The sequence below is a fragment of the Microcoleus sp. MON1_C1 genome, from assembly GCF_036701945.1.
GTDB lineage: Bacteria > Cyanobacteriota > Cyanobacteriia > Cyanobacteriales > Microcoleaceae > Microcoleus.
Genome location: NZ_JAUBRO010000032.1, coordinates 70,690 through 93,267 on the forward strand (window position 1 = coordinate 70,690; position 22,578 = coordinate 93,267).

General features: G+C 46.9%; 24 protein-coding genes. 15 read left to right on the forward strand and 9 right to left on the reverse strand.

The window, feature by feature from the left end:
- The first annotated feature begins 27 nt into the window (after nucleotides 1–27).
- Nucleotides 28–1,671: a GTP-binding protein gene (locus QUA62_RS18740; RefSeq protein ID WP_333405880.1), complete on the forward strand. Its 1,644-nt coding sequence runs from the start codon at nucleotides 28–30 to the stop codon at nucleotides 1,669–1,671.
- A gap of 236 nt (nucleotides 1,672–1,907) precedes the next feature.
- The gene (locus QUA62_RS18745) at nucleotides 1,908–2,837 is read left to right on the forward strand and encodes a phosphoribulokinase (protein ID WP_333139879.1); all 930 of its coding nucleotides are present in this window, start codon (nucleotides 1,908–1,910) and stop codon (nucleotides 2,835–2,837) included.
- An 89-nt stretch (nucleotides 2,838–2,926) separates the two neighbouring features.
- Here the strand turns inward: QUA62_RS18745 and QUA62_RS18750 are convergent, their stop codons facing one another.
- Nucleotides 2,927–3,115 (reverse strand): hypothetical protein, encoded by a 189-nt coding sequence (locus QUA62_RS18750; RefSeq protein WP_333405882.1) that lies wholly within the window; start codon nucleotides 3,113–3,115, stop codon nucleotides 2,927–2,929.
- Between the two features lie 110 nt (nucleotides 3,116–3,225).
- Between QUA62_RS18750 and QUA62_RS18755 the strand changes: the two genes are divergently transcribed.
- Together QUA62_RS18755 and QUA62_RS29450 are read left to right on the forward strand one after the other, a co-directional pair.
- Entirely contained in the window at nucleotides 3,226–4,206 is a 981-nt protein-coding gene (locus QUA62_RS18755; RefSeq protein WP_333405884.1) for an ABC transporter ATP-binding protein, read from the forward strand.
- A gap of 1,093 nt (nucleotides 4,207–5,299) precedes the next feature.
- Nucleotides 5,300–5,452: a hypothetical protein gene (locus QUA62_RS29450; RefSeq protein WP_445301688.1), complete on the forward strand. Its 153-nt coding sequence runs from the start codon at nucleotides 5,300–5,302 to the stop codon at nucleotides 5,450–5,452.
- 373 nt (nucleotides 5,453–5,825) lie between these two features.
- Here the strand turns inward: QUA62_RS29450 and QUA62_RS18765 are convergent, their stop codons facing one another.
- A complete protein-coding gene (locus QUA62_RS18765) occupies nucleotides 5,826–6,842 on the reverse strand; it encodes an adenosine kinase (protein WP_333405888.1) in 1,017 nt (338 codons plus the stop codon).
- Nucleotides 6,843–6,994: 152 nt separating this feature from the next.
- Here QUA62_RS18765 and QUA62_RS18770 point away from each other — a divergent pair, with 152 nt between their 5' ends.
- The 4 genes from QUA62_RS18770 to QUA62_RS18785 all read left to right on the forward strand — a co-directional run bounded on the left by QUA62_RS18770 (nucleotide 6,995) and on the right by QUA62_RS18785 (nucleotide 10,325).
- On the forward strand, nucleotides 6,995–8,554 hold the full coding sequence (locus QUA62_RS18770; RefSeq protein WP_333405889.1) for an AAA family ATPase: 1,560 nt from the start codon (nucleotides 6,995–6,997) through the stop codon (nucleotides 8,552–8,554).
- A gap of 86 nt (nucleotides 8,555–8,640) precedes the next feature.
- Complete coding sequence (locus QUA62_RS18775; RefSeq protein WP_333405892.1) at nucleotides 8,641–8,967, forward strand: hypothetical protein; 327 nt, start codon at nucleotides 8,641–8,643, stop codon at nucleotides 8,965–8,967.
- A 181-nt stretch (nucleotides 8,968–9,148) separates the two neighbouring features.
- Complete coding sequence (locus QUA62_RS18780; protein WP_333405894.1) at nucleotides 9,149–9,943, forward strand: YdcF family protein; 795 nt, start codon at nucleotides 9,149–9,151, stop codon at nucleotides 9,941–9,943.
- 148 nt (nucleotides 9,944–10,091) lie between these two features.
- The gene (locus tag QUA62_RS18785; RefSeq protein WP_333405896.1) at nucleotides 10,092–10,325 is read left to right on the forward strand and encodes a hypothetical protein; all 234 of its coding nucleotides are present in this window, start codon (nucleotides 10,092–10,094) and stop codon (nucleotides 10,323–10,325) included.
- Nucleotides 10,326–10,616: 291 nt separating this feature from the next.
- Here QUA62_RS18785 and QUA62_RS18790 read toward each other — a convergent pair whose 3' ends face one another.
- From QUA62_RS18790 to QUA62_RS18800, 3 genes are all read right to left on the reverse strand, one after another.
- Complete coding sequence (locus QUA62_RS18790; protein WP_333139898.1) at nucleotides 10,617–10,850, reverse strand: ferredoxin-thioredoxin reductase variable chain; 234 nt, start codon at nucleotides 10,848–10,850, stop codon at nucleotides 10,617–10,619.
- Between the two features lie 282 nt (nucleotides 10,851–11,132).
- Entirely contained in the window at nucleotides 11,133–13,901 is a 2,769-nt protein-coding gene (locus QUA62_RS18795; protein ID WP_333405898.1) for a DUF3536 domain-containing protein, read from the reverse strand.
- A gap of 130 nt (nucleotides 13,902–14,031) precedes the next feature.
- Nucleotides 14,032–14,235: a hypothetical protein gene (locus tag QUA62_RS18800; RefSeq protein ID WP_333405900.1), complete on the reverse strand. Its 204-nt coding sequence runs from the start codon at nucleotides 14,233–14,235 to the stop codon at nucleotides 14,032–14,034.
- Nucleotides 14,236–14,523: 288 nt separating this feature from the next.
- On the opposite strand from QUA62_RS18800, the gene QUA62_RS18805 reads away from it, so the two are divergent.
- From QUA62_RS18805 to QUA62_RS18825, 5 genes are all read left to right on the forward strand, one after another.
- On the forward strand, nucleotides 14,524–14,673 hold the full coding sequence (locus QUA62_RS18805) for a hypothetical protein (RefSeq protein ID WP_333405902.1): 150 nt from the start codon (nucleotides 14,524–14,526) through the stop codon (nucleotides 14,671–14,673).
- A 55-nt stretch (nucleotides 14,674–14,728) separates the two neighbouring features.
- On the forward strand, nucleotides 14,729–14,908 hold the full coding sequence (locus QUA62_RS18810; protein WP_333405903.1) for a DUF1016 N-terminal domain-containing protein: 180 nt from the start codon (nucleotides 14,729–14,731) through the stop codon (nucleotides 14,906–14,908).
- A gap of 347 nt (nucleotides 14,909–15,255) precedes the next feature.
- Entirely contained in the window at nucleotides 15,256–15,777 is a 522-nt protein-coding gene (locus QUA62_RS18815) for a hypothetical protein (RefSeq protein WP_333405905.1), read from the forward strand.
- A gap of 34 nt (nucleotides 15,778–15,811) precedes the next feature.
- Complete coding sequence (locus QUA62_RS18820; RefSeq protein ID WP_333405920.1) at nucleotides 15,812–16,306, forward strand: DUF4365 domain-containing protein; 495 nt, start codon at nucleotides 15,812–15,814, stop codon at nucleotides 16,304–16,306.
- Nucleotides 16,303–16,848 carry a hypothetical protein gene (locus QUA62_RS18825; protein ID WP_333405907.1) on the forward strand — a complete coding sequence of 182 codons (546 nt, stop codon included), beginning with the start codon at nucleotides 16,303–16,305 and terminating at the stop codon, nucleotides 16,846–16,848. Before QUA62_RS18820 ends, QUA62_RS18825 begins: the two co-directional genes overlap by 4 nt.
- Before the next feature lie 27 nt (nucleotides 16,849–16,875).
- On the opposite strand, the gene QUA62_RS18830 is transcribed toward QUA62_RS18825, so the two are convergent.
- From QUA62_RS18830 to QUA62_RS18845, 4 genes are all read right to left on the reverse strand, one after another.
- Nucleotides 16,876–17,691, reverse strand: a complete 816-nt coding sequence (locus QUA62_RS18830; protein ID WP_333405909.1) for an alpha/beta hydrolase — start codon at nucleotides 17,689–17,691, stop codon at nucleotides 16,876–16,878.
- A gap of 32 nt (nucleotides 17,692–17,723) precedes the next feature.
- On the reverse strand, nucleotides 17,724–18,923 hold the full coding sequence (locus tag QUA62_RS18835; protein WP_333405912.1) for an FAD-dependent monooxygenase: 1,200 nt from the start codon (nucleotides 18,921–18,923) through the stop codon (nucleotides 17,724–17,726).
- 78 nt (nucleotides 18,924–19,001) lie between these two features.
- The gene (locus QUA62_RS18840; protein WP_333405914.1) at nucleotides 19,002–19,598 is read right to left on the reverse strand and encodes a Uma2 family endonuclease; all 597 of its coding nucleotides are present in this window, start codon (nucleotides 19,596–19,598) and stop codon (nucleotides 19,002–19,004) included.
- Nucleotides 19,599–19,665: 67 nt separating this feature from the next.
- Nucleotides 19,666–20,082, reverse strand: coding sequence for a VOC family protein (locus tag QUA62_RS18845; protein WP_333405916.1), 417 nt, complete (start codon nucleotides 20,080–20,082; stop codon nucleotides 19,666–19,668).
- Between the two features lie 380 nt (nucleotides 20,083–20,462).
- Here QUA62_RS18845 and QUA62_RS18850 point away from each other — a divergent pair, with 380 nt between their 5' ends.
- Nucleotides 20,463–20,837 carry a response regulator gene (locus QUA62_RS18850; protein WP_190659809.1) on the forward strand — a complete coding sequence of 125 codons (375 nt, stop codon included), beginning with the start codon at nucleotides 20,463–20,465 and terminating at the stop codon, nucleotides 20,835–20,837.
- Between the two features lie 239 nt (nucleotides 20,838–21,076).
- Entirely contained in the window at nucleotides 21,077–22,402 is a 1,326-nt protein-coding gene (locus QUA62_RS18855; protein ID WP_333405918.1) for an ATP-binding protein, read from the forward strand.
- Nucleotides 22,403–22,578 lie beyond the last annotated feature (176 nt).

Below are 22,578 nucleotides of genomic sequence, written 5' to 3' on the forward strand. Positions count from 1 at the left end.
ATAACCCTTTTATTTGCCACTCCCCTCATGCCTTTGCCGCGCCTGTTAACCTTAATTGCTGCTTTCTGCCTCGCCCTGGGGCTGATTATTGGGCTGGTGAGTTCCTTAACAGGGCTTTACAGTCAAGTTGCGTGGTCTGCTTCTCCGCTGCTGGCTAATTTGCTGATTTTCCTGATAATTGTACTTTTGGGAACCCTAATTTTTGCGCTGGTTTACTATTTTAGGCTGCTGCAACGCCCTCAGAAAGTTAAGGGAAAACGGCCGATTACTCCGAAGGTTCCTGTTGTCAAAAGTGAAGCAGCTTCGGAAAATCTCAAAGCAATCAGGCAACAAGTCGATCGCATTCAAGATGAAGTAGCGCGGCAAGCTTTGCTGTTGAGAGCCCGCGAAATTGAAGCTAGCATGGCTAGGGGCAGCGTTCGAGTGGTTGTTTTCGGCACCGGTTCTGCGGGCAAAACTTCCGCTGTGAATGCGCTGGTGGGGCGGATGGCGGGACAGGTGGGCGCGCCGATGGGAACTACCGAAGTTGGCGAAACTTACACTTTGAAATTGAAAGGAATCGATCGAGAATTAGCAATTACTGATACCCCAGGTATCTTGGAAGCGGGAGTTGCGGGAACTTACAGAGAGGAATTGGCGAGGCAGTTGGCGGCGAGGGCAGATTTGATCTTATTTGTTTTGGACGGCGATTTGCGAAAATCCGAGTACGAACCGCTGCGGACTTTGGCGGAAATTGGCAAAAGGTCGATCGTGGTTTTTAATAAAGTTGACCTTTATCCCGACACCGACAGAGATGAAATTCTCGATCGGCTGCGGCAGCGAGTCAAAGGTTTTGTATCAGCAATGGATGTAGTAGCCATTAGTGCCAATCCGCAAAAAGTTGTACTAGAAGACGGCACAATTTTTCAGCCCGACCCGGATATTATGCCATTAATTCGGCGCGTCGCTGCGATTTTGCGAGCTGAAGGCGAAGACTTAATTGCGGACAATATTTTGCTGCAATCTCAGCACTTGGGAGACCAAGCGCGCAAGTTAATTGATGCTCAAAGAAGGCGGCAAGCTGATAAGGCAGTAGAGCGATTTCAGTGGATCGGAGCGGGAGTAATTGCCGTAACGCCTTTGCCAGTTGTGGATTTGTTAGCGACAGCAGCAGTTAACGCTCAAATGGTAGTAGAAATTGCCAAGATTTACGGCTGCGAATTAAATATCGATCGCGCGAAAGAATTGGCATTGTCTCTAGCAAAAACCCTAGCAAGTTTGGGAATAGTTGAAGGCGTAATTCAAGTAGTGTCAAGGGCGCTGCAGTTAAGCGTAGCCGGGTTTGTACTGGGCAAAGCAATTCAAGCAGTCAGTGCCGCTTATTTAACCCGAATTGCTGGTAAAAGTTTTATTGAATATTTCCGCCATGACCAAGATTGGGGCGACGGCGGCATCGCCGAAGTGGTGCAAAGGCAGTTTCAGTTAAATCGGAAAGACGAGTTTGTCAAAGCATTTGTCAAAGATGCGATCGCCCGCGTTGTCGAACCTCTGAATATTTATCAGCAGGAATCGGAACCCGAATTAGAAATGTCAGCCGAATTGGAATCAGAAATAGAAGCGGAACCTTTGTATCAGCAGCCGCAAGACGACGATTGGGAAACCCACAGCAACAAACGAAAGGATGAGTGGTAATGGGCCTAACAGGGAATTGGGCAAACAGGGAATTGAGAATTGGGTAATTACGATCGTTCAATGAGATGTTCCCTGAGTATGCTTTGTTGAATTTTATTAAGAAGTTTTACAAAAATTTTACACAGGGGAGAGACTCCGGGGGGGATCAAGTCAAACCGAGCGATCGGATGGAACACAATTTTGATAAAATTGAAGATTCACAACAAAATTTGCTATTGTGCGTCCGGGTAAAAACAATGAGCGATCGACCAATTATTCTCGGTATTGTCGGAGATAGCGCAGCGGGCAAAACCACCCTCACGCGGGGAATTGCCCAAGTATTGGGGCCAGAAAATGTCACGGTGATTTGCACTGACGACTATCACCGCTACGACAGAAAGCAGCGGGCCGAAATCGGAATCACAGCATTGCATCCCGACTGCAATTACCTCGACATCATGCAGCAGCACCTCAGCCTGCTTCGTACCGGACAAGCAATTCTCAAACCCATCTACAACCACACGACAGGTACATTCGACCCGCCGGAATACATCAAGCCGAGCAAATTTGTCATAGTTGAAGGTTTGCTGGGTTACGCAACTCGAACAATCCGCGATTCTTACGACGTAAAAGTGTATCTTGCTCCTCCCGAAGAGTTGCGAACTCAGTGGAAAGTTAAGCGCGATATTATGAAGCGCGGCTATACTGAAGAACAGGTGCTTGCAGAAATAAAAAAACGGGAACCGGACTCTGAAGACTTCATTCGCCCTCAGCGCAAATCGGCCGACGTTGTAGTTAGTTTTTACCCGCCAGAAGCGGACAATCAATCCGATTTGAGCGTGCGTTTAGTGCTCAGACCGACAATTCCTCACCCTGATTTTACTGAAATTTTAGGTCGAGGCAGCGAGAGTTTTCAACCTGCAATTCGCTTGGGACTCGATCGGGATATGGGCAAACCTGTTGACGTTTTGGAAGTAGACTCCCACGCTACCAGCGAGCAAGTAAACGAACTGGAAATGCTCTTGTGCAGTGAGTTGCCCCACCTGCGGGGATTTTGCACAGCCCAAGGCAACCCGGAAATTGGCAAACTGATCGGCACAACTGGTGAAGTTTTGCAAAGTTACCCGCTAGCTTTGACGCAGTTGCTAGTTGCATATCACATGATGAAAGCAATTCATGTTTATTAGTTAGTTGTTAGTTGTTAGTTGGCAGTTGTTGGTTGTTAGTTCTTAGTTGCTATTGCAATGATTAATAACCAATAACCAATAACCAATAACTAATGTACTCGCAAAGTCGGGTTGGCAGTGCCTAATTGCTGAAGTGGCATGGAGACTGGCAACTGACTTTGAGGTGCGGGCACCATTTCGCCTCGGAAGTCGAGGAGGGTGACGAGCAGCAGGTAGGCAACTGCTAAAATTATAGAAATCACCCCAGTGATAATAGCAATAATTTTTGAACGATCCATATTCTGCCAATTTTAAGTACAGCTAATATTAGTTTAACATTAAAAACAGCAATTATTACTTAACTTATGCAATAGAATATAATCAGGTGCTAGTTATTTCTCTGACAAAAATGGAACCTCTTATAGATGCGCCAACTTTCACCGAGATGCCCGGAGCTACCCCAGTGGTGGAAACATTTAATCTGGGGAAGTTCTACCGTACCGGCTTTTGGATGAATGAAAAAATTGAATCGCTCAAAAATTGCACTCTGACTGTCTCTGAGGGGGAAACTTTCGGGTTATTAGGGCAAAATGGAGCGGGGAAAACTACGCTGCTGAAAACTTTGCTGGGTATAGTACGGCCGACTTCTGGCAGGGCACTGCTGTTGGGGAGGCCTTTGGGCGATCGCACCGTGAAGCAGCGAGTCGGCTATTTGCCAGAAAATCCCTATTTTTACGATTATCTCACCGGCTGGGAATTCTTGCAATTTGCGGCGGGCTTGTTTGAAATTCCCCCCTCTATTCAGCGACAGCGAATTCCGAATTTGCTAGACTTAGTTGGGCTATCTAAATCGGCGGCAATTAAAAAACAGTTGCGCCACTATTCTAAGGGAATGCTGCAACGGATCGGCATGGCTCAAGCTTTGATTAACAATCCAGATGTGGTATTTTTGGATGAGCCGATGTCGGGTTTAGATCCGATGGGACGCTATCAGATGCGGGAGATAATTTTATCGCTGAAAAATCAAGGAAAAACAATTTTTTTTAATTCGCATATATTGTCTGATGTGGAGAAGATTTGCGATCGAGTGGCTATTTTGGCGAAGGGTGAGTTAATCTGCATTGGTGCGATCGACGAAATCCTAGGTAATACTGAAACTTACCGGGTTGAAGGTAGGGGCGGCCACTTGAATATCCTGAAAAAATGGATACCGGATATGGAAGTTGATAATGATTTGTGGTACGGTCATTTGCAGGGCGATCCGAAGGAGTTTCTTTCTAGTCTGAGCGGTACGGGAGGGCAGCTAATTGGGATGAATTTGGCTAAGCCTAGTTTGGAAGAGTTTTTTATGCAGCAACTGCAAGAAAGAGGAATTTATTCTAGTAGTTGAAGTCTATATAGCCATCCTAAATCATTTGTGAATTTCTTACTCCCTCCCCTTGATAAGGGGAGGGTTGGGGTGGGGTCAAAAATTTACGACTCCTGCAAGGATTGCTATACATCAAATTTATTGTGGGGAGTAGGGGTTGGGCATCTTGCCCGCCCTGACTATAGAAACGGGCAAGATGCCCGTTCCACAGCACATCAAGTTTCTTGTGGGTTGGGCATCTTGCCCGCCCAAACTAACAAGAAAACGGGCAAGATGCCCGTTCCACAGCACATCAAGTTTCTTGTGAGGTGGGCATCTTTCCCGCCCTGATTAATAATAAGAAAACGGGCAAGATGCCCGTTCCACAGCACATCAAGTTTCTTGTGGGGTGAGCATCTTGCCCGCCTCTTAAAGGCTAATGTTTTTTACTTCCGTTAACAATGGCAACTGTAGATTTGCACATACTAACTCTGCACAATTCCACTGCCGCAAATACTCATAGACTTCAGAAATAATCGCATTTGCCGCATCTAAATCTCCTGCTTGAGAAGCATGATAGTGCGCTCTGATTAGGGGCTTAATATCCTCGATATCTTGCCATTCCGATTTAGTTTTGAGGGGAATGCTGATATAATAGTGATAGGCTTGGCTGTGGGCGGTACGGAGATTTTCGGGATGTTGACTTAGTAGGTACTCGCCCTTTTCTCGAACTAGCGGATGCAACTGATAAGATTTGAGGTGGCGATCGTAATATAGCAATTGTCGGCGTTTGAGTGCCTGAATAATATTTTCTTTAAGTTCATACTTGCTAACTTCTGGCATTTGAGCGCTAATCCCTGCAAAAGATAGCGGATATTCTGAGGTTTGGTAGACAGAAATTCGGCTGAGACAAGTTTGCTCGCCGTCGCTGAGACGGGCTATCATTTCATCGATCGCTCTTTCAATATCTCGAATCAGCAACCAGTCTCTCTGGTGCAGAAAAATCCCCACATTTCCCTGAAACTCGGTATCGTCTCGAATCCAAGCTGCGACGAGTTGTAACGCTTTGGGATGTCCAGAATAGCGATCCCCCATTTCCGCTAATTCCTCTGATAATGTCTCAATAAGTGGAGCCATATCGGTTAATGAAGCCCTAACATCAGTCAATGTAACAGGTACAACCGATGCAATGACATTTGAGGCTTTTCTCATCCAAAAGCTCGTACCAAAATCATGGAAAGCGGTTTGTGTAGTGATGGATAATTGTACTATTCATACCGGAGAATAAATAGAAAAAGCCATCAAAAACCCCGGGCAAAATTAATATATTTGTCGCCCTATTCGCCGGATTTCTCACAACCGTGAAAATTTACGGTCAAAACTTAAAAACATTCTCCGTTTTATCAAGACGACTAATTATCAAGAGTTAGGAAAAGCGATAAACTTTGCATTTAATGAAGTTACATCAGAAAATATTTGGAATTGGTTTACTCACTGCTGTGATTGTACCTCATCTTGCTGAGAAAACTATATCAATTTTTTTGATACATATAAATTACCCTTCTCCCATCTGCGTTCATCCCCGTTCATCCGCCTTCATCTGCGGTGCAAAAAAGTGCGATCGCCCTTACGACAAAAAGTGCGATCGCCCCTTTCAATTCCTAACCAGAAATCACCTCACTCAAAAGATGAGCCTGAGAACCCTCCAGACGCGGCCCGTGAATCTGCACCACCCTAGAAGCCAAATAATTGCCCCAACGAGCCGCTTGTACAGAACTCAAACCATTAGTAATTCCAAACAAAACACCGCCCGCAAAAGCATCGCCAGCACCCACAGTATCGATCGCCTTTACCGGAAATCCAGCCACATCAACAATCTGTTTGTTCTCCACCACCATGCAGCCTTTATCCCCATTAGTGATAAAAGCCAAATCCGAAATGTCGCTCATTTTCCGAGCACACTCTTCCAGAGATTCGTCCTTAAAAAAGCTGCGAACTTCATCAGCATTGCAAAAAATTACATCGCAATATTCAGAAACTACCTTGTGAAAATCATCAGCAAAGCGATCGACTAAAAAGCCATCCGAAAAAGTAAAAGCCACCTTCACACCCAGACGCTTAGACTGTTCCATCGTCTCAATGCTAGCCTTTCTCGGATCGGGAGCATCCCAAAGATAGCCCTCAACATAACTGTACTTGCAGTGACTCAGGCGATCGACATCAATATCAGTCGCAGCCAGAGTAGTAGAAACACCCAAATTAGTACACATCGTGCGTTCCGCATCCGGCGTAGTCAGCACAACACAAGTACCAGTGGGCTCCTTCGACGACTCAGCAGGATGCACGTTAAAATCAATCCCCGCCGCCAGCAAATCTTGCCGATAAAATTCGCCGTTAGTATCCTTAGCAACCTTCCCCGAATAATACGCTTTACCGCCGCTCTGAGCCAAACCAATCATCGTATTTGCCGCCGAACCCCCCGATCGCATTTGCAGCGAATTGTGCTCTAAATCGTGCAAAATACCCCCCTGGGTTTCTGAATTCATCAGCGTCATCCCGCCGCGATTCAGCCCGTGAGCGAGTACAAATTCATCTTCTACCAATGCTAGGATGTCTACCAGGGCATTTCCCACGCCAAACACATCCACTGAACCAGATTCTTGATTATTTTCTGTCATCGCTGCTTTATTTTACACTAACTATCAACTCTATAATAAATCGGATTAAAGTCAACATCCCCACTCCCAATCTAAAGTCCCCAACTTAAAATCTAAAATTCAAAATCCAAAAGCCCCAATCTAAAATCTAAAATCCAAAATCTAAAATCGCTATGACTTGTCTCCCACCTCTGATTCAGCAAATGTTGCAGCCCGGGTTTTACCCGCACGGGGTGACAGAACCAGTGCAGCTAATTCAGACTCATGCCTCCTTTGTTCTCCTCACAGGAGACTATGTTTACAAAATCAAGAAATCAGTTGATTTTGGCTTTGTCGATTATTCAACCTTGGAGAAAAGACAGCATTTTTGCAATCAAGAATTGCAAATGAATCAGCGTACAGCCGCCGAAATTTATCTGGAAGTTTTGGCGATTGTACAAAGAGGCGATTCGTTTCAATTTTCCAGCAAGCTACCTGCTATGAATTCTGCCGAAATTGCTGTAGAATACGTGCTGAAAATGCGGGAATTTCCTCAAGAGTCGCTGTTGCTCAGTTTGTTGGAACGCGGACTGTTGACCGAGCAACTTATGGCAGACTTAGGGCGGGAAGTTGCCAACTTTCACAGCACGGCAATTAGTAATAGCTACATTCGCAGATTTGGCGAAGTCAGTCAGATTAGCACAGGAATAGATAAGAATTACCAAATTTCACAAAAATATATCGGCGGGCCGCAGACTCAGGCACAATTTCAGGAAACTAAAGATTATACAGATGCGTTTTTTGAAAAAAATCAAGATTTATTTAACCTGCGGATGGCTAATAATAAAATTCGCGAGTGCCACGGAGATTTGCACTTGCGGAATATAGCCTTCTGGCAAGATAAAATCTTGCTGTTTGACTGCATTGAATTTAACGAGTTTTTTCGCTTTGTTGATGTCATGTACGATGTCGCTTTTACAGTAATGGATTTGGAATCGCGGGGGCGCAGAGACTTAGGCAATGCTTTTCTCAATACTTACATCGAACAAACCGGGGATTGGGAAGGGCTGCAATTGTTGCCTTTGTATTTGAGCCGTCAAGCTTATGTTAGAGCGAAAGTAACTTCGTTAATGTTGGACGATACCGCTATTTCAACTGCCCAAAAAGCAGAGATTTCACAGACTGCCGCTCATTATTATAAACTGGCTTGGCAATACACAAAACCGCGCCGGGGAAAGTTAATTTTGATGTCGGGTTTGTCTGGTTCTGGCAAGAGTACAGCCGCTCGATATTTGGCTCGCCGTACAGGGGCAATTCACATTCGATCCGATGCTGTTCGCAAGCATTTAGGCGGAATTCCTTTAAATGAACGCGGCGGGCAAGATTTGTACTCCGATGAAATGACCGCGCAGACTTATGGTAGATTGTTAGAGTTGGGGATAGTGCTGGCTGACCGAGGTTGGGATGTGATTTTAGATGCAAAGTTCGATCGCCAAAACTTGAGAACCGATGCGATTGATCGGGCTCAATCCCACGGCTTGCCCCTACAAATTATTTACTGCACCGCACCAATTGAAGTATTGCGAGAACGACTGCAACAGCGCAGGGGCGATATTGCCGACGCGACGGCAGAACTATTGAGTTCGCAGCAAGCAGCTTTTGAACCTTGTACAGAATTAGAGCAAATTTCTGTAAAGATTGTAGATACCGCGCAAGACTTAGAGGTACAATTAAACTTGATTTGTGGAGAGTAGTTGCAGATCGATCGCCCTTGCGAATTTGATTGTCTGCTAATATTGTCAATATCTTTCTGTGTTATTACAAACACAACTTGCAGCTCATGCCAAAATTTACCGGAGACTCCAAGGGGTTTAACCCCGCGCTGATATGGTTTGTGTTGTTTACCGTTGGGTTTCGCTTAGTAGGATCTTCGCTGCGCGTGAGTCTCGCTCTTGGTGTCATCGGCGGCGTGGCAGCAGGTGTAATTGTCGCTTGGTGGCACAACGAACTACTACTCAACCCGAATATGCGTTCCAAGGATAAAACCTCGGATGCTATCCTCAATAAAGAAGTAGTGGAAACTGAGAGCAAACTATATAGCAAAACCTCTAGGCGTGAAGCTCCTACATTGTTAGACTGGTTGTCTGGGCCAGAGGATCGTCGCTAGCACCGAAAATAGTTTTTAGTATTGAGTTTTAAGATTTAAGTTAAAGAGTTCACAATTCAAAACTCAATACTAAAAATTAACAACTCCCGCCACCTAAATTACTAATTACAGATTAGCGAGTAACGATAGTCCATTACCAATTACCCATTACCGCTAACTAGCAATTTGAATTACTTGCTGAATGTTTGTATTTCTGTCGAAACTCCTGCCGCTGTTTATTTATCCTTTGGGGTTGAGTTGCCTGTTAATGATGGCGGCTTTAATAACACTTTGGAAGCGTCCAAAATGGGCGGCGGCGCCAATTGCTGCGGCTCTAATTATTTTACTGCTCGGAAGTAGCGGTTGGGTTTCAAAATCGTTAGTTCGATCGCTCGAATGGCAAAACTTACCAACTGCCGAACTCCCCCAAGCTGAAGCGATTATCGTCTTGGGCGGCGGTGTCAAAGCAGCTTTACCTCCCCGTCCTTGGGTTGAATTAGCGGAAGCGGGCGATCGCATAATCTATGGTTCCCGACTTTACAAGCAAGGCAAAGCTTCCCTGCTAATTCTCAGCGGCGGTAGAGTAGATTGGAAAAGCGGCGGGCCTCCCGAATCGGCAGACATGGCAGAAATTGCCCAAACAATAGGTGTACCGGCATCAGCAATTCTGCAAGACCCCGAGTCCCACAACACTTATCAAAATGCCGTCAACGTGCGGAAAATTTTAGATGGTAAAGGCATAAAAGGGCCGGTTTTGCTAGTGACATCGGCGATGCACATGACTCGATCGCTCTTAATTTTCCAGCGTCAGGGAATAAAAGCAATTGCCGCACCAACAGACTTTCAGATAACGCAGCAGGATATCGCAGCATCCCAAAGCAATTGGCAAGCAGTCGCCTTGGATTTATTGCCGGACACCTATCAGTTAAACCAGTCAACTAAAGCTTTGAAAGAATACATCGGCTTAATCGTTTATCGTCTGCGGGGATGGCTTTAACAGAATTTTAGATTTTGGATTTTGGATTTTGGATTGAAGAATTCAAGTAGTCTCAACCGTGAAGCCACTTCCAAAATCTAAAATAGATTCAGTGTGTTAGCTTAAAGTCATTACAGCAAATATTAGCCACAGTCGCCCCCAAACAATCATGCTGCCTCACGAGTTGCAAAACATTGCCCCAGAACCGACTCCCGCGGCCGAAATTTTTCAGAGACACCAAATTGTCCGCGAGTTTTACGAGGAAATTAAGTACCGTCAAGAACTACAACTTCACTGCCAGTGGTATTACGCTACAGCCAAGCAGCATCAGCAGGAATTGCAGAAAATGCAGGGAGATTTGAATATCTTCGGCTGGTTCAGCCGGGGACGGTCGAAAAATTAAGGAGTGAACAAAAAAGGTGGTTTGTAGTAAGGGCTTTAGTCCCGCCGCTCGACTAAAAGCCACAGAAAAAACTGAACTCCTCACTACAAACTCTACAACAGTTATAGGACCCCCGCCCAAAAACCGATAATTGCTTTCCGCCAGGATTCGCGATCATCACAAAATTTTAGATCCTAGTTAAAGCTTCCAGATTCATCTGTGGAGTAAATCTAAAATCTAAAATCTAAAATCTAAAATCGACAGACCGGATTGGATATTGTCTTTGACCTCCGGCTTCAACTTTGGAGACAGCTAGACTTCCGAAGATATCAATTCGACCTCATCCTCTTTCAGGTGAGCTCGAAATTTTTTGTCAAACTGAACTAGAACCGGCCAATTGGCACTGACAGGTCGGCCGTGCCATTCGTGAACGATCGCCACGACTTCTCCTTCCATACCCTTAATATCAAATGGTTTACTGCGATTTTCAGGGTGGTGGTAGACAACAACAGAGTTTTTAATGCAAACGCGATCGCCAACTTTCATAGACTTAAATTTAGTGTTCTCTCTTCAAAACTTTGCAAAGCCTACTGGTGCAGAACACCTGTAGGCTTTGCGGACAGTATTTTTATCTTCCCACACAAGTAGAGCGAAAACTCAAAGAAACTTGCCGGTGTTCTGTCGGTGGTTCGATCGCCAGCCGCGATCCCGGGAAGCCTCCATGCCGATAGATCCTCGGTTGATCCCGCAGATCCGATCGGGATTTAAACCCCGATCGGGCGGATTCTCAAGCGCGGGAATTGATTTGATTGGCTAATCGAGAAACGATCAACTTAACCGATTTAACCAACACTCAACATCAACGCCCAAGGTTTGACCCAACTCCAGCAACTGCCGGATCGAAGGCAAGTCCCAGCCGGCGCCGGAACCTGCAATCCCCAAGGCAACGGCAGCGACCACACTGTCGCCCGCCGACACCTCTTGCAGTTGCAGCCAGCCCAAACACAGAGGCACAATTTGACTGTAGAGAGAATTGAAATACAGTTCCTGCGATCGATCCAGACACAAACCCAGACTCAGCCGATCGCCCACTGCAATCAAACGCTCGATCGTGCGGATATCAGCTTCTAAATTGACAGGCGAGTGATCCTCCATGCCTGATCCTGCTTGCAGCAGCGCCTCAAGCGATCGCCAAACCATCTTTTCCAAAATTTCCTTGACTTCGGGAACGTTCAACCGACAGCGGAGATGGCCGCTTTCAGTGGCGATCGCCTCAATTTCGGCCAGCAGCGCCTCCGGGTTCTCGGTTTCCAGTTCCAAGGCCTTGGCCGCCGTCAAACAGCGGTGTCCCAAAGCCACCTCAGCAGCCACCTGCAACTCTACCGGCACCTGCAACTCGTCTCGGTGGAACGCCATTATCACCCCGTAATTTTCCCGGTAAACCTGAGTGTAAAGCTGATCCAACCGAGTCAAATTTTCCTGACTCAGCAACTGCACGATCCGGTGGCGTTCCTCCGCAAATAAATCCCGCAAGCTAAAGGACTGATCCCCAAACAGGCGCACCATTTCCAGAATCGCGTGGGACGCCGAAGCTTCTTGCATAACTCCAAACAACCGCTCTTTGAGCATAGTGTAAGACCGGCGGCTGCCAAAAGGCTGAATGCAGCAGTGGAAGTCCCAGCCGCCGAGGTGCAACGCAGCAAACACAAAAACCTCTGTTTCCCGCGTAATTTCCGAGGTTAACTGCAATTGACCCACAGCCAGAGTCATCGAGCCCATGCGCTGAATTTGGAAATCTTCCTGCTCGGCCTGATAGCAGTAAACTCGCTGTTCGCGGGGAAATTTGGCAAACAGAGAACTGATTGCGTAGTGGGCGGCCACTTGTTTGAGACTAATTTGGGCTGTCACCACCAGTTGGCGGTAAACTTCTGCCCCTGTTTTAAAACAGTCAACGTTGCTGGGTACGAGGGCTAGTTGAGCGACAAAATCCTTTTCTAGCTGGATGCCGGTAACTTCGCCCGCCAATTCCAGCGCCCGGGCCGCGTAGCGCAGAATTTGCACGCCTTCTGGCCGCGAGATTTCTTCAAAAAACCAGCCGCAGCTAGTGAACATTAACAGGGTGTGGCGCTGCATTTCCAGCAGTCGCAGTGCGTCTACCTGTTCGGCGTCGTCGAGTTGGCGCACTTGATGGCGTTGAAGGAAACTGTCAACGTTAGCGGGCGATCGATCGCGGATGACCTCAATATATTCATCTCTGGCTTTCCAGGGATCGCTCAACAGCTTGCGCCCCGCTTCTTCGTAAATCGGAATCAGCCGATCGCGCAGCCAATTCAGAGTATCTCGCAGAGGGCGGCGCCATTTGAGGTGCCATCCGCCGCCGCCACCGCAGCCGCAATCATCTTGCCAGCGATCGACCCCGTGAGAGCAACTCCAGGCCGTCACGGGTTTGAGTTCCACTTCCCAAGCGCTCGGATTTTGACTTAAATAATGAGCAAAATTCGTCACCGTCCAGCCTCGACGGGGAAACTCTTCTGTGAAGGCGTAGGCGAGGCATTTTTCGGTACTGTTTTTGTGGTGGCCGAAAGTTTCGCCGTCCGTCGCCACGCAGATTAATTGAGCCGGTCGGTGGTCTCCCCGTACTGCTTGACCCAACCGCCCTGCCAAGTGGTGGCTGCTGCTGAGAACGTCATTAAAGCCCATATCCCGCGAGATCGGGCCGTCGTAGAAAAAGATATCAATGTAGGGAGTGTTGGCAGGTGGCGCTGCAGAATTTTGGGAGTGCTGGCGGCCAAAATAGTGAGTGCTCAGCGGCGAGAGTTGGTGGTCAGCCATCAACCGCATTTCTGGTTTCAAATAGCAGCGGTACGGGCGAGTCGGATCGATTTGACCGCCGCCGACTTCGTGCCATTCGGAATTTTCCGCTGGTTGCCCTTCGTGGTTTTGCCCGATTAGCGGGCGGCAGCGTTCTGCTTGGGAGGGGGCTAAGACAATGAAGCGGATGCCTTCAGCGACTAAAACTTCGAGGGTGGCGTAGTCTACGGCGGTTTCGGCGAGCCACATTCCTTCGGGATCGCGATTGAATCGGGAGCGAAAATCTGCGATCCCCCACCTAATTTGGGTGTATTTGTCTCGCTCGTTAGCCAGCGGCATGATGATGTGATTGTAGACTTGGGCGATCGCGTTGCCGTGACCGTTGAGGCGCTGACAGCTTTTGCGATCAGCCTCCAGAATCCGCTGGTAGACTTCCGGGTCATAGCGTTCCAGCCAGCTCATCAGTGTAGGACCGATGTTGAAGCTCATATACTCGTAGTTGTTGACGATCCCCGCGACTTCGCCGCGATCGTTGAGTATGCGGGCAAAGGCGTTCGGGCGGTAGCACTCCTTGTCAATGCGTTCGTTCCAGTCATGGGAGGGAGATGCGCTGGCTTGGCGTTCGATCGCGTCCAGGTAAGGGTTTTCCCGGGGTGGCTGGTAAAAGTGACCGTGCACCGTCACGCACACACCTGTTGCAGCAGTAACGCTGCTTTGGGTTGCAGCCGTTACGGTTGGCGAAGGCAAAGGTAGCACATCGGATTGAGTTGTAGAAATCGAAATCATACGAGCAAATCCTCACTCAAGTAGTTAAAGACAATAAAACCAGCCTAATTAGAAACTGAAACCTTACGCAGCAAGAGTTACAGCTAGGCATCTGTTAGGGCTAAATTTGGCTGACAAGTTTTGATACATTTCAAGTAGTATTGCGAGCAAAGCATTCGTTCCAAGATGCCAACCGTCGATCCCTGGGTTTTTCTGCCAATGCTTTGCTGTTGAAAGAGTTAAAAAAGGTAGCTTTTGCTGCTTTTTGGCACTTGCTACCCATTTCGGGTTCGTGCTTGCAGGGCTGCTCATTGAGAGTTTCATTTACCTTGCTGGATTGTAAAGTCTTATTCATTAAATAGCAACTTTTCGCCGGAAAGATTTAATTTTTGGCAATAAATCTTGGCGGTTGTGGATATCGGTTTAATGCCCGATGAATTTATAGAGTAAGAGTTTTGCCCGAGTTTCGCATCATACTTTAGGTGCTTTTTACCTAAGTTCTGGAGAAGTTAGGCCAGTTTGGTTAGGGCGGGGCAGATTTGCTGCAAATGTACTTTCCAGAAGAGTTGTAACACTTGTGCGAAGTCAATAGGCAACAAAAAAGCAAAACGGTAAGTGTTAGGTTTTAACTCCTGAGAGGTATGTGAGGGCGGAGGCGGAGGAGGAGGAGGAGGAGGGTTTGGACGAGAAGATGCTGCATTTGACGGCGAAGTTGGAGAGGCAATTTGCCGAGAGTGCCAAGTTAGAGGCGATGATTCGGGGAAATCTGCCGAGGGTGGGTTCTGGCGGATAGTTCGTCAATTGCTGAAGATTATCATGATTTTTTGCGATAACTTAAGGAACATATTGTGCGATATCAAGTGCGGGCCGTACTTTCTGTTAATCGCGAATTAGTGTTGCTTTACTGGCCAATTGGACGGAATATTTTAAACAGGCAACAGCAGCGAGGATGGGGAGCAAAAGTTATAGACAATTTAGCTGTTGACTTAGAAACAGCTTTTCCTGAAAGGATGTTTGCCGACGATTGAGCAGTTGGAAGCTGAGTTAGAAGCCGTGGATGTGGAAATTGAGGAGGAATGATAAAATTGGAGAGTGCGAAGTCAAGATAACTATTATGAAAAATCTTAGAGCAATCCTTCACCCTAGCTGTAACCCGTGATGTTTTGCGGCCCCAAGTGCTCTCCGGTCAGATTCGGGTGAAGGATTTAGAGAACCTAGCTAGAAATATCAGGAACCCGCACCATCATTTCTCAAATGCACCGTCTTTTCAAACTTAATGGGTTCACGAGGTTTTGGAGGTTTTGGAGGTTCGGGAGGTTTTCGAGAAGTATTAGACTCGTGCTGATCTGCTGAATTATTAGACATAGAGGTTCCTTTGAGTAATAACGAATGTAATCCCAATATAACGCTAATTTACGAATACGCTGCTCAGGCATTAAAAGATTTAGATCTGAGTATCAATAGGCTTAATACAAAACTAGGTGTAGTGCTGGGATTTGATGCAGCTCTCATTCGCTTTTTTTCAAGCTTACCCGATCGTTCGCTGGCAGTAAATATTGATGGTTTGGATATTTCGTTGGAGTGTAATTTTTGTTTAGTTTTAAAAATTTTAAGTTACCTTGCTTTAATAATTTCTTTGATTTATTGTTTCTTGGGGTTTAAGCCACAAACAGCAGGGCAAATAATTTTACCAGAAGAATTAATAGAGAAATGTCTTGACATACCAGAGGAAGAGTATAGACTCTCAATCCTAGAAAACTGGAATCACTCAATAAAGGAATTGGCGAAAAATAGAGACAAAACAGCAGATTTGTTTAAAGGGGCTATCTGGGCACTCATATGCGCTGCTATTTTGTCAGCTTTTGACGTAATTTTATCTTCTTTTTTAGTCAAGTAAACTACTAAAATATAGAGAGGATTAATTAATAGATATCAAAAAAAAAAAAGAACAATTCAGCAACATCTACCTGCAAGCTGTCACCACCGTTGCCGGCTATTCCCTCTACACACCTTCCGTAGACGATGACAGCGTAGACTGGGGAGTAGCTGCCAAAGGCGGCGGGATAGGCCCCATCAGCGCACCTCGCTTAGAATTGCAGTTAAAATCTACATCAAGAGATATCCAAGACAATCACTTTATCCGCTACCCCCTCAATCTCAAAAACTACGACGACTTAAGAATGGATAACTTCGCCATTCCCCGAATTTTAGTTGTCGTTTTAATCCCCGAAATACCCGAAGACTGGTTAACCCAGTCCGAAACAGAACTCTGCATCAGAAACTGCGGATATTGGACCTCGCTGCGGGGAAAGCCAAAAACACAAAACACAAACGCTGTCACCGTCGCCATCCCCAGAACCAACCAATTTACAGTCCTCGCCCTTCAGTCAATTATGGAGGGAATTAGCCAAGGAGTTCAACCATGAAAGTCACCGTAAAAGATAGCCAAACTCTCGAAACAATCGAGCTAAATCAACTGAGAAATTACTTACAAACTCACGGCTGGCATGAAGACCAACCTTTCTTAGATAATGCCACACTTTGGCACAAACCAAAAGCCGATGCAGAAGAATTTGAAATATTGCTACCTAACCGGGAAAACCTGGGAGATTATGCAGCCCGCATCCGCGAGGCAATCCCAACCCTAGAAAACGCCGAAAGTCGCCCTCAATTTGAAATTTTAAGCGAACTACTTACCAGCATTCCCAACACGATTATTCAGGGAATTGTTATGCAAATTCACACCCCCAACACCGACAAATTAAGTGGCGAAATAACTCTCCTCGGCCTGGTAGCTGACAAATTGCGGAAAATTCAAACTTCACTCGCAGACAAAGATTATATCCTGGCGATTAAAGCTTATCAAGAACGCTTACCGATTCTCTGTAGCGGTGACTTAATCAAAAAAGACAACAACGCCTTCATCCTCAAAAACCCCCACAACTTAACTCTCGATGAATTGTGGTAAAACTCACAGAGTTGGTCGAAATCTCTATTAAACACCTTCCAAACAGATATCAAGTTCCCTAGCAAAGGCCTCTGGCGCATCCAGCATCAGCCAGTGTCCAGTATCGGGGATCGTAGTTGTCGTCAGTGTGGGACGGAGGATGTGGAGGCTGAACGGAAAAGTGTTTGAGGGAGCAATAATGGCGTGGGCTCGTGTTCCAGGGGCTGCTAGGTAGCGATCGAGAGCATCAACAGCTTCAAAGGCAAACATCCCGCGATACATTCCACACAGACAATCCTGTGGAGTCGCCGCCAAGCAAGCGAGAATCCGATCGCGCGTATCCGCGGTGCTTCCTGTCAGTGCGTCGTTGAAGCCCGCTTCCACAGCAGCCCGCCAATCCTCCGTCTCCAGAACCCTCTGGAAGGGGACTAGCTGTGTCTCGTGCACCTCTGCAGACACCTTGGTAAAGTCTCCAGGTGGGTCTGCCAGGATCAACTGCGCGATGCGGTGCGGTGCGCTGGCTGCTGTGGCGAGGGCAATACAAGCACCGAAACTGTGTCCGACGATCGCCACTCGATCGAGTCCCAGCCCATCCAGTACCGCGAAAACATCCGCTGCACAGGAGGCGGGCGCATAGTTGCCGTCCTCCGGCGGTGCAGAATCACCGTGTCCCCGCATATCAAGAGCGATCGCGCGTCGGGTACGGGCGACACGGGCAAGCTGCGCCTCCCAGATGCTCGCGGAAACCGTCACACCGTGCACGAACACCACCGGCAGCAGTTCCGACTCCCCAGCAGTGACAGGGGGGCTGGCTTCGATGATGTGAATAGTGCCGATGGGTCCTTTGATAGTTGTCGATCGCATACAATTTTCTCCTAACTTTGAATTTCCTCTTTTTACACAACCAATTTTACCTCTGTTACTCCTTGGCGCAATTCATACTGTCCTTTTACCCAAAATTGTTTAATTTTTTCACTCAAAAACGGAGCAGCTTGCATCATCAATAAACGCAACAATCGATTTTTTCGCAGTTGTTCGCCTTTCCCGGCTTCTTGTGCTTGAAGTTGTTGGGCGCGAATAATTTCCGGTTCGCGTTCTGCCTGAATCCGCGATAATGCTAAGTCAATATCCTCGTAATTAGCCCCTGCTTTCAATAAAGGTACAAGGTGATTGGCCGCAACAATTACATCGCGTAACGCCATGTTAATTCCTTGAGCGCGGAGCGGAGACATGGGATGTGCAGCATCCCCCAAAAGTATGATTCCTGGTCGATGCCAGCGCGGACAGCGACCAACCACAACAGATAATCGCATCGGAGATTCGATCGTATCGGCACAGTTGCGGAAATGTTCTGCCATCCACGCAGGAGATAGCGATGCGAAAGTTTCTGCCCAGTCTGTGTGTTTCCAATCCGTTTTGTCATCGGCAGATAGCACCCAACCCAGATGAAGTTTTCCTGATTCTGCCCCATGAAAGATACTGAATGCGCTACCGCCATTCAGGATCGCATAAAATACATTATCCGCCACAAACCGAGGATGAGCGGCAAGTTTAAACCACAGAACATCTACATTATTCTGCTGTTTTACTAACTCTAATTCTGCACGCTGTCGTACAACCGAGTTTCTACCATCTGTACCAATCACAAGTGCAGCAGGAATTTCTCGCCCATCTCCTAGCTTTACACCCGCAATGCGATCGTTGCTGTACAGTAAATCTTTTACAGGAACACCTGGGATAAACTCAAACTCTGAATGCAACTGAGCTTCTGAAATTAGTGTTTCTAGCAAAGGCGGTTGCGATACCAGCGTACAAGGTCGATTTGACCCCATTGGCTCATCAACTCGAAATAGTTGCCGAGATCCCACAACGAACTCCCAGGCATCAATTTGTCGGTGTGGAACACCTTCTAGCATAGTGGATAAGCCCATTTGTGCGATCGCATCCAATCCGCTCGGCATTAACGCTTCACCGCGAAACACTCGGTAGGAATCTTTTGCCGCCTCAACCAACGTTACAGCAATACCTCGTTTCACCAGCAGTAAGGCAAGTGCCGCACCAGTTGGCCCCGATCCCACAATTACAACTTGCATCATTGCCATTCCCCATTGCTTTTTGCGGATATTGAGATGTCAAAAAAGGTGGTAAAAGGAGGCGAAATCCCCTATTCCCAGCTATTTCTGGAGTGCCTGTTGAAAAGTCTTAACTGCATCAACATGATTCACCATATTGATGCAGCGCAACAACAAATCCAAATCGATCCCTTTCACCTCCTCACTACTGGAAACCTTTTCATAATGAAGTGTATTGCCCTCTCCCCGCAGGTGATAAACCTCTAACAATCCATCTTCCCAGAACCACACTTCCTTTATCTTCAGCCGCTTGTATGCCTCCAGTTGGTTGATGCCACCACTGGAAAACACGACCTCGATCGCCAAATCGGGTAGCCTGCGACCAGGAGCAAGTTTATAAGATTTATCGGCCTCTCGCTTGACTTTTCCGGTTTCACTTTCCAGAGTCATTGAGCCAGTTGGAGTAAAGTCAAACCCCGCCATCAGCAGGTAAAGCTCCAACAATGCACCAATTCTTGCTTTAACAATTTCGTGGGGTTCTCCAGGCATTCGTCGTATCTCCAGAATTCCATCCAGGAAAGAAAGTCGATATCCTGGACGGTCTAACAATTGCTCAACTGCTTTGAACTCTCTCCAAGTGAGTCCGTCAAACAGAAGGGGTGATTCTTTTCTGGGTGGTGCGATGATTGCTGCGGTCATTTGATTCTCCAGTCTATTTCCAGATGAGAAACGATCGGGTTTGGAGGGCGATTTGTTTATTATAACTTTAAGTAGCTTTCTCCACTGTAAATCCGATTTCTTGCCCGTATGATAGTTCCAGCGTGTGACCGTCCGGGTCTCGCAAAAAAGCCCAGTAGCCGATCGGATATCCAGCATCTTTTGGTTCCTCAAGCAGTACGCCTTCTTGACGTGCTTTGTCGCAGAGAGAATCCATGTATTCGCGGCTTTTGCAACCTACTCCGAGGTGTGCAAAGGGACACAGAACGGGATGTACGGAGTCTGTTTGAATTAGCACAATTACAAAAGGGCGAGTGCGATCGGAAAGCCAGACCACAGCAACACCAGTTTCTGCATCAATGCGGCGGTGAACGACCTGCATTCCAGCATACTTGGAGTAGAATTCAATACTGCGATCGACATCAGAAACGGCCAGTGCGATGTGTGTGAGACCGATATCAATCATATGTTATCTTGCTCCCGTTATATGAGGCTTAAAATCAATAATTGCCACTTCCAATATCATAAATTTAATGAGACGATCGCCACTTATACCAATTTTTTATGAGGCCCCGTAGAATCCGATCACCCTGGCGCCCCCCGCGTCCGGGGGGGGACAAGAGTCTGATCTTTCGTTCCCCTACTATCAGGGAGATGCGAGGGGGATCGAGATATGTGCAACTTCACATTAAATTGGTATAACCGCTCGTAACTGTCCATCGTTTTGCTGCCTAGTATTTGTAAGCAGCAAAACCTGAGCGGAACCAAGACGATTTACCTCTCAAGGTAGATGTCGGTTAATCCTGCCTTTGAGATACTCCATATGAAATGTAACTATTTATACTAATGCCGCATCTTTTGTTGGTAGACGACGAAGCCCCACTCTGTGAAAGCCTTGCTTACTCACTGAGAAAGGAAGGCTATGAGGTCACTACAGCACCAGATGGACACAGCGCGATCAAACAATTCCACAAGCAAGTACCCGATATCATTCTGCTCGATCTGATGATGCCAGAAGTTGATGGGATGGAAGTGTGTTGGCGTATCCGGGCTTTTTCTAATGTGCCTATACTGATGCTAACGGCTAAAGACCAAGATATGGATAAAGTGTTGGGCTTAGAGGCAGGGGCAGATGATTATGTGACCAAACCCTTCAATACGCAGGAATTGCTCGCACGGATTAAAGCTTTGCTGCGCCGCCATCATGCGGAATCTACTTAAAAGCGATTAAGGCATCTTTCAAGGGTTTGATAGCTCGGTTGGCTCAATCCATGACCAATGGCGCTAGGTTAGGATCGCTTGCAACGGATACACCATTTATCCCAGCCATGTTTGAGCCGATGAAACTTTTTGCCCAAGACTCCTTTACGAGCAGATGGTTAGCATCTCTTCGGTGGAATTCAATCCACACGAAGCTCTTGGCTACCTACCTGATCCTGATCGTCTTAGGAACCTCGCTTATGTCTGGTTACATCCTATGGACGTTTTATGCCTTTTTCATGCAGTCTCGTCAGACAGATTTAGAAAACTGGGCAACAGCACTGAGCGAGAGCGTTGCAGATGCCCTCGAAGAAAAAGATATCCAACGGGTGCAGATCATTGTCCGGCGCTATGGGGCACCCGCCAATATCACACTCCGTGTCTTTGATGCCCAAGGTTCGCTGTTAGCCACCTCTGACCCTCGAACAGATCGACAAATCACCAATTGGCTGCTGATATCTGGCGTTTCAGAAGCACTAGACGGTCATTCGGTGCAGGGCGTTACTAAAGGGGTTTTATCAAGGGAAGATCGCCTCTATATTGTCAAACCGATGACTCGCAACGGTCAGATGTTGGGGATATTACGCATCTCGATTACTTTAGAACAGTTTCAGAAACAGTTTGTAAGGGTGATCTGGACAATTTTAGCCGCCCTTGGCATTACCATTCTTCTCTGTACCTTGGTCAGCAATCGATTAGCCCGGAGTCTCTCTAAACCCATTGAGGTGATGCGAAACTTTGCGATTCGCGTGGGTAGAGGACAGTTTGATGACAAACTCGTGATTCGTCAAAGCAATGAACTAGACCAACTCGCAACGGAACTGAATCGTATGAGTGAACGGTTGAAATCATTGGACAACGAACGCAGAGCCTTCCTAGCGAATGTTTCCCATGAACTGCGGACCCCTGTGAGTAATGTTCAGGTCACCATTGATGCGCTGGAGCGTGGCGCTGTGGATGAGCCGGAGTTGCGCGATCGCTTCTTTCAAACCATCAAAGAGGAGACGAAGCGACTTTCGGGCTTAATTCACGATTTGCTTGATTTAGGACGCTTAGAAGCGGGTGTCACGCTATTAGAAATCCAAGCCATTGCCTTAGAAAGTGTCATCAGCCGTGCGATTAGAGCAATGGAAGTTCGTATGCAGGCTAAAAACGTGACTGTAGAAGTTGATGTTGCTGACCTTCGGATTATGGGCGATTCGGAACGCTTATTACAGGCTTTTTTGAATCTCTTAGACAATGCGATTAAGTACTCTACCCCCAATGCTCGTATTTTCATTGCTGCCTCTGGCAACAAGCAACAGGCTCTGATTTCAATTCGAGACCAGGGAAGCGGCATTCCTGAAACCGATTTACCTCGCATTTTTGAACAGTTTTACACCACGAGCCGCTCTAGTAAGAATGGGGTTGGTCTGGGTCTAGCGATTGCCAGACGCATTATTGAAGCGCATGAAGGCAGTATTACAGCCAGTAGTAAACCCGGTCAAGGGGCTGTATTCACCCTTTCTCTACCCTTAGAATCATAAGTAGTTGATCCCGTTGTCTGGTTCCGTGTCACTTCTTCCACCTGACTCACAGCAGTATTAGTCAAATGGATAGGAAAACCCGACTCTGCCAAATCAGACAATCTATAGCAATCCTATATGAATTGTGAAAAGGCATCAAATCTTTTCAAGTTAGGAAAATTGAAAAGATTATATTT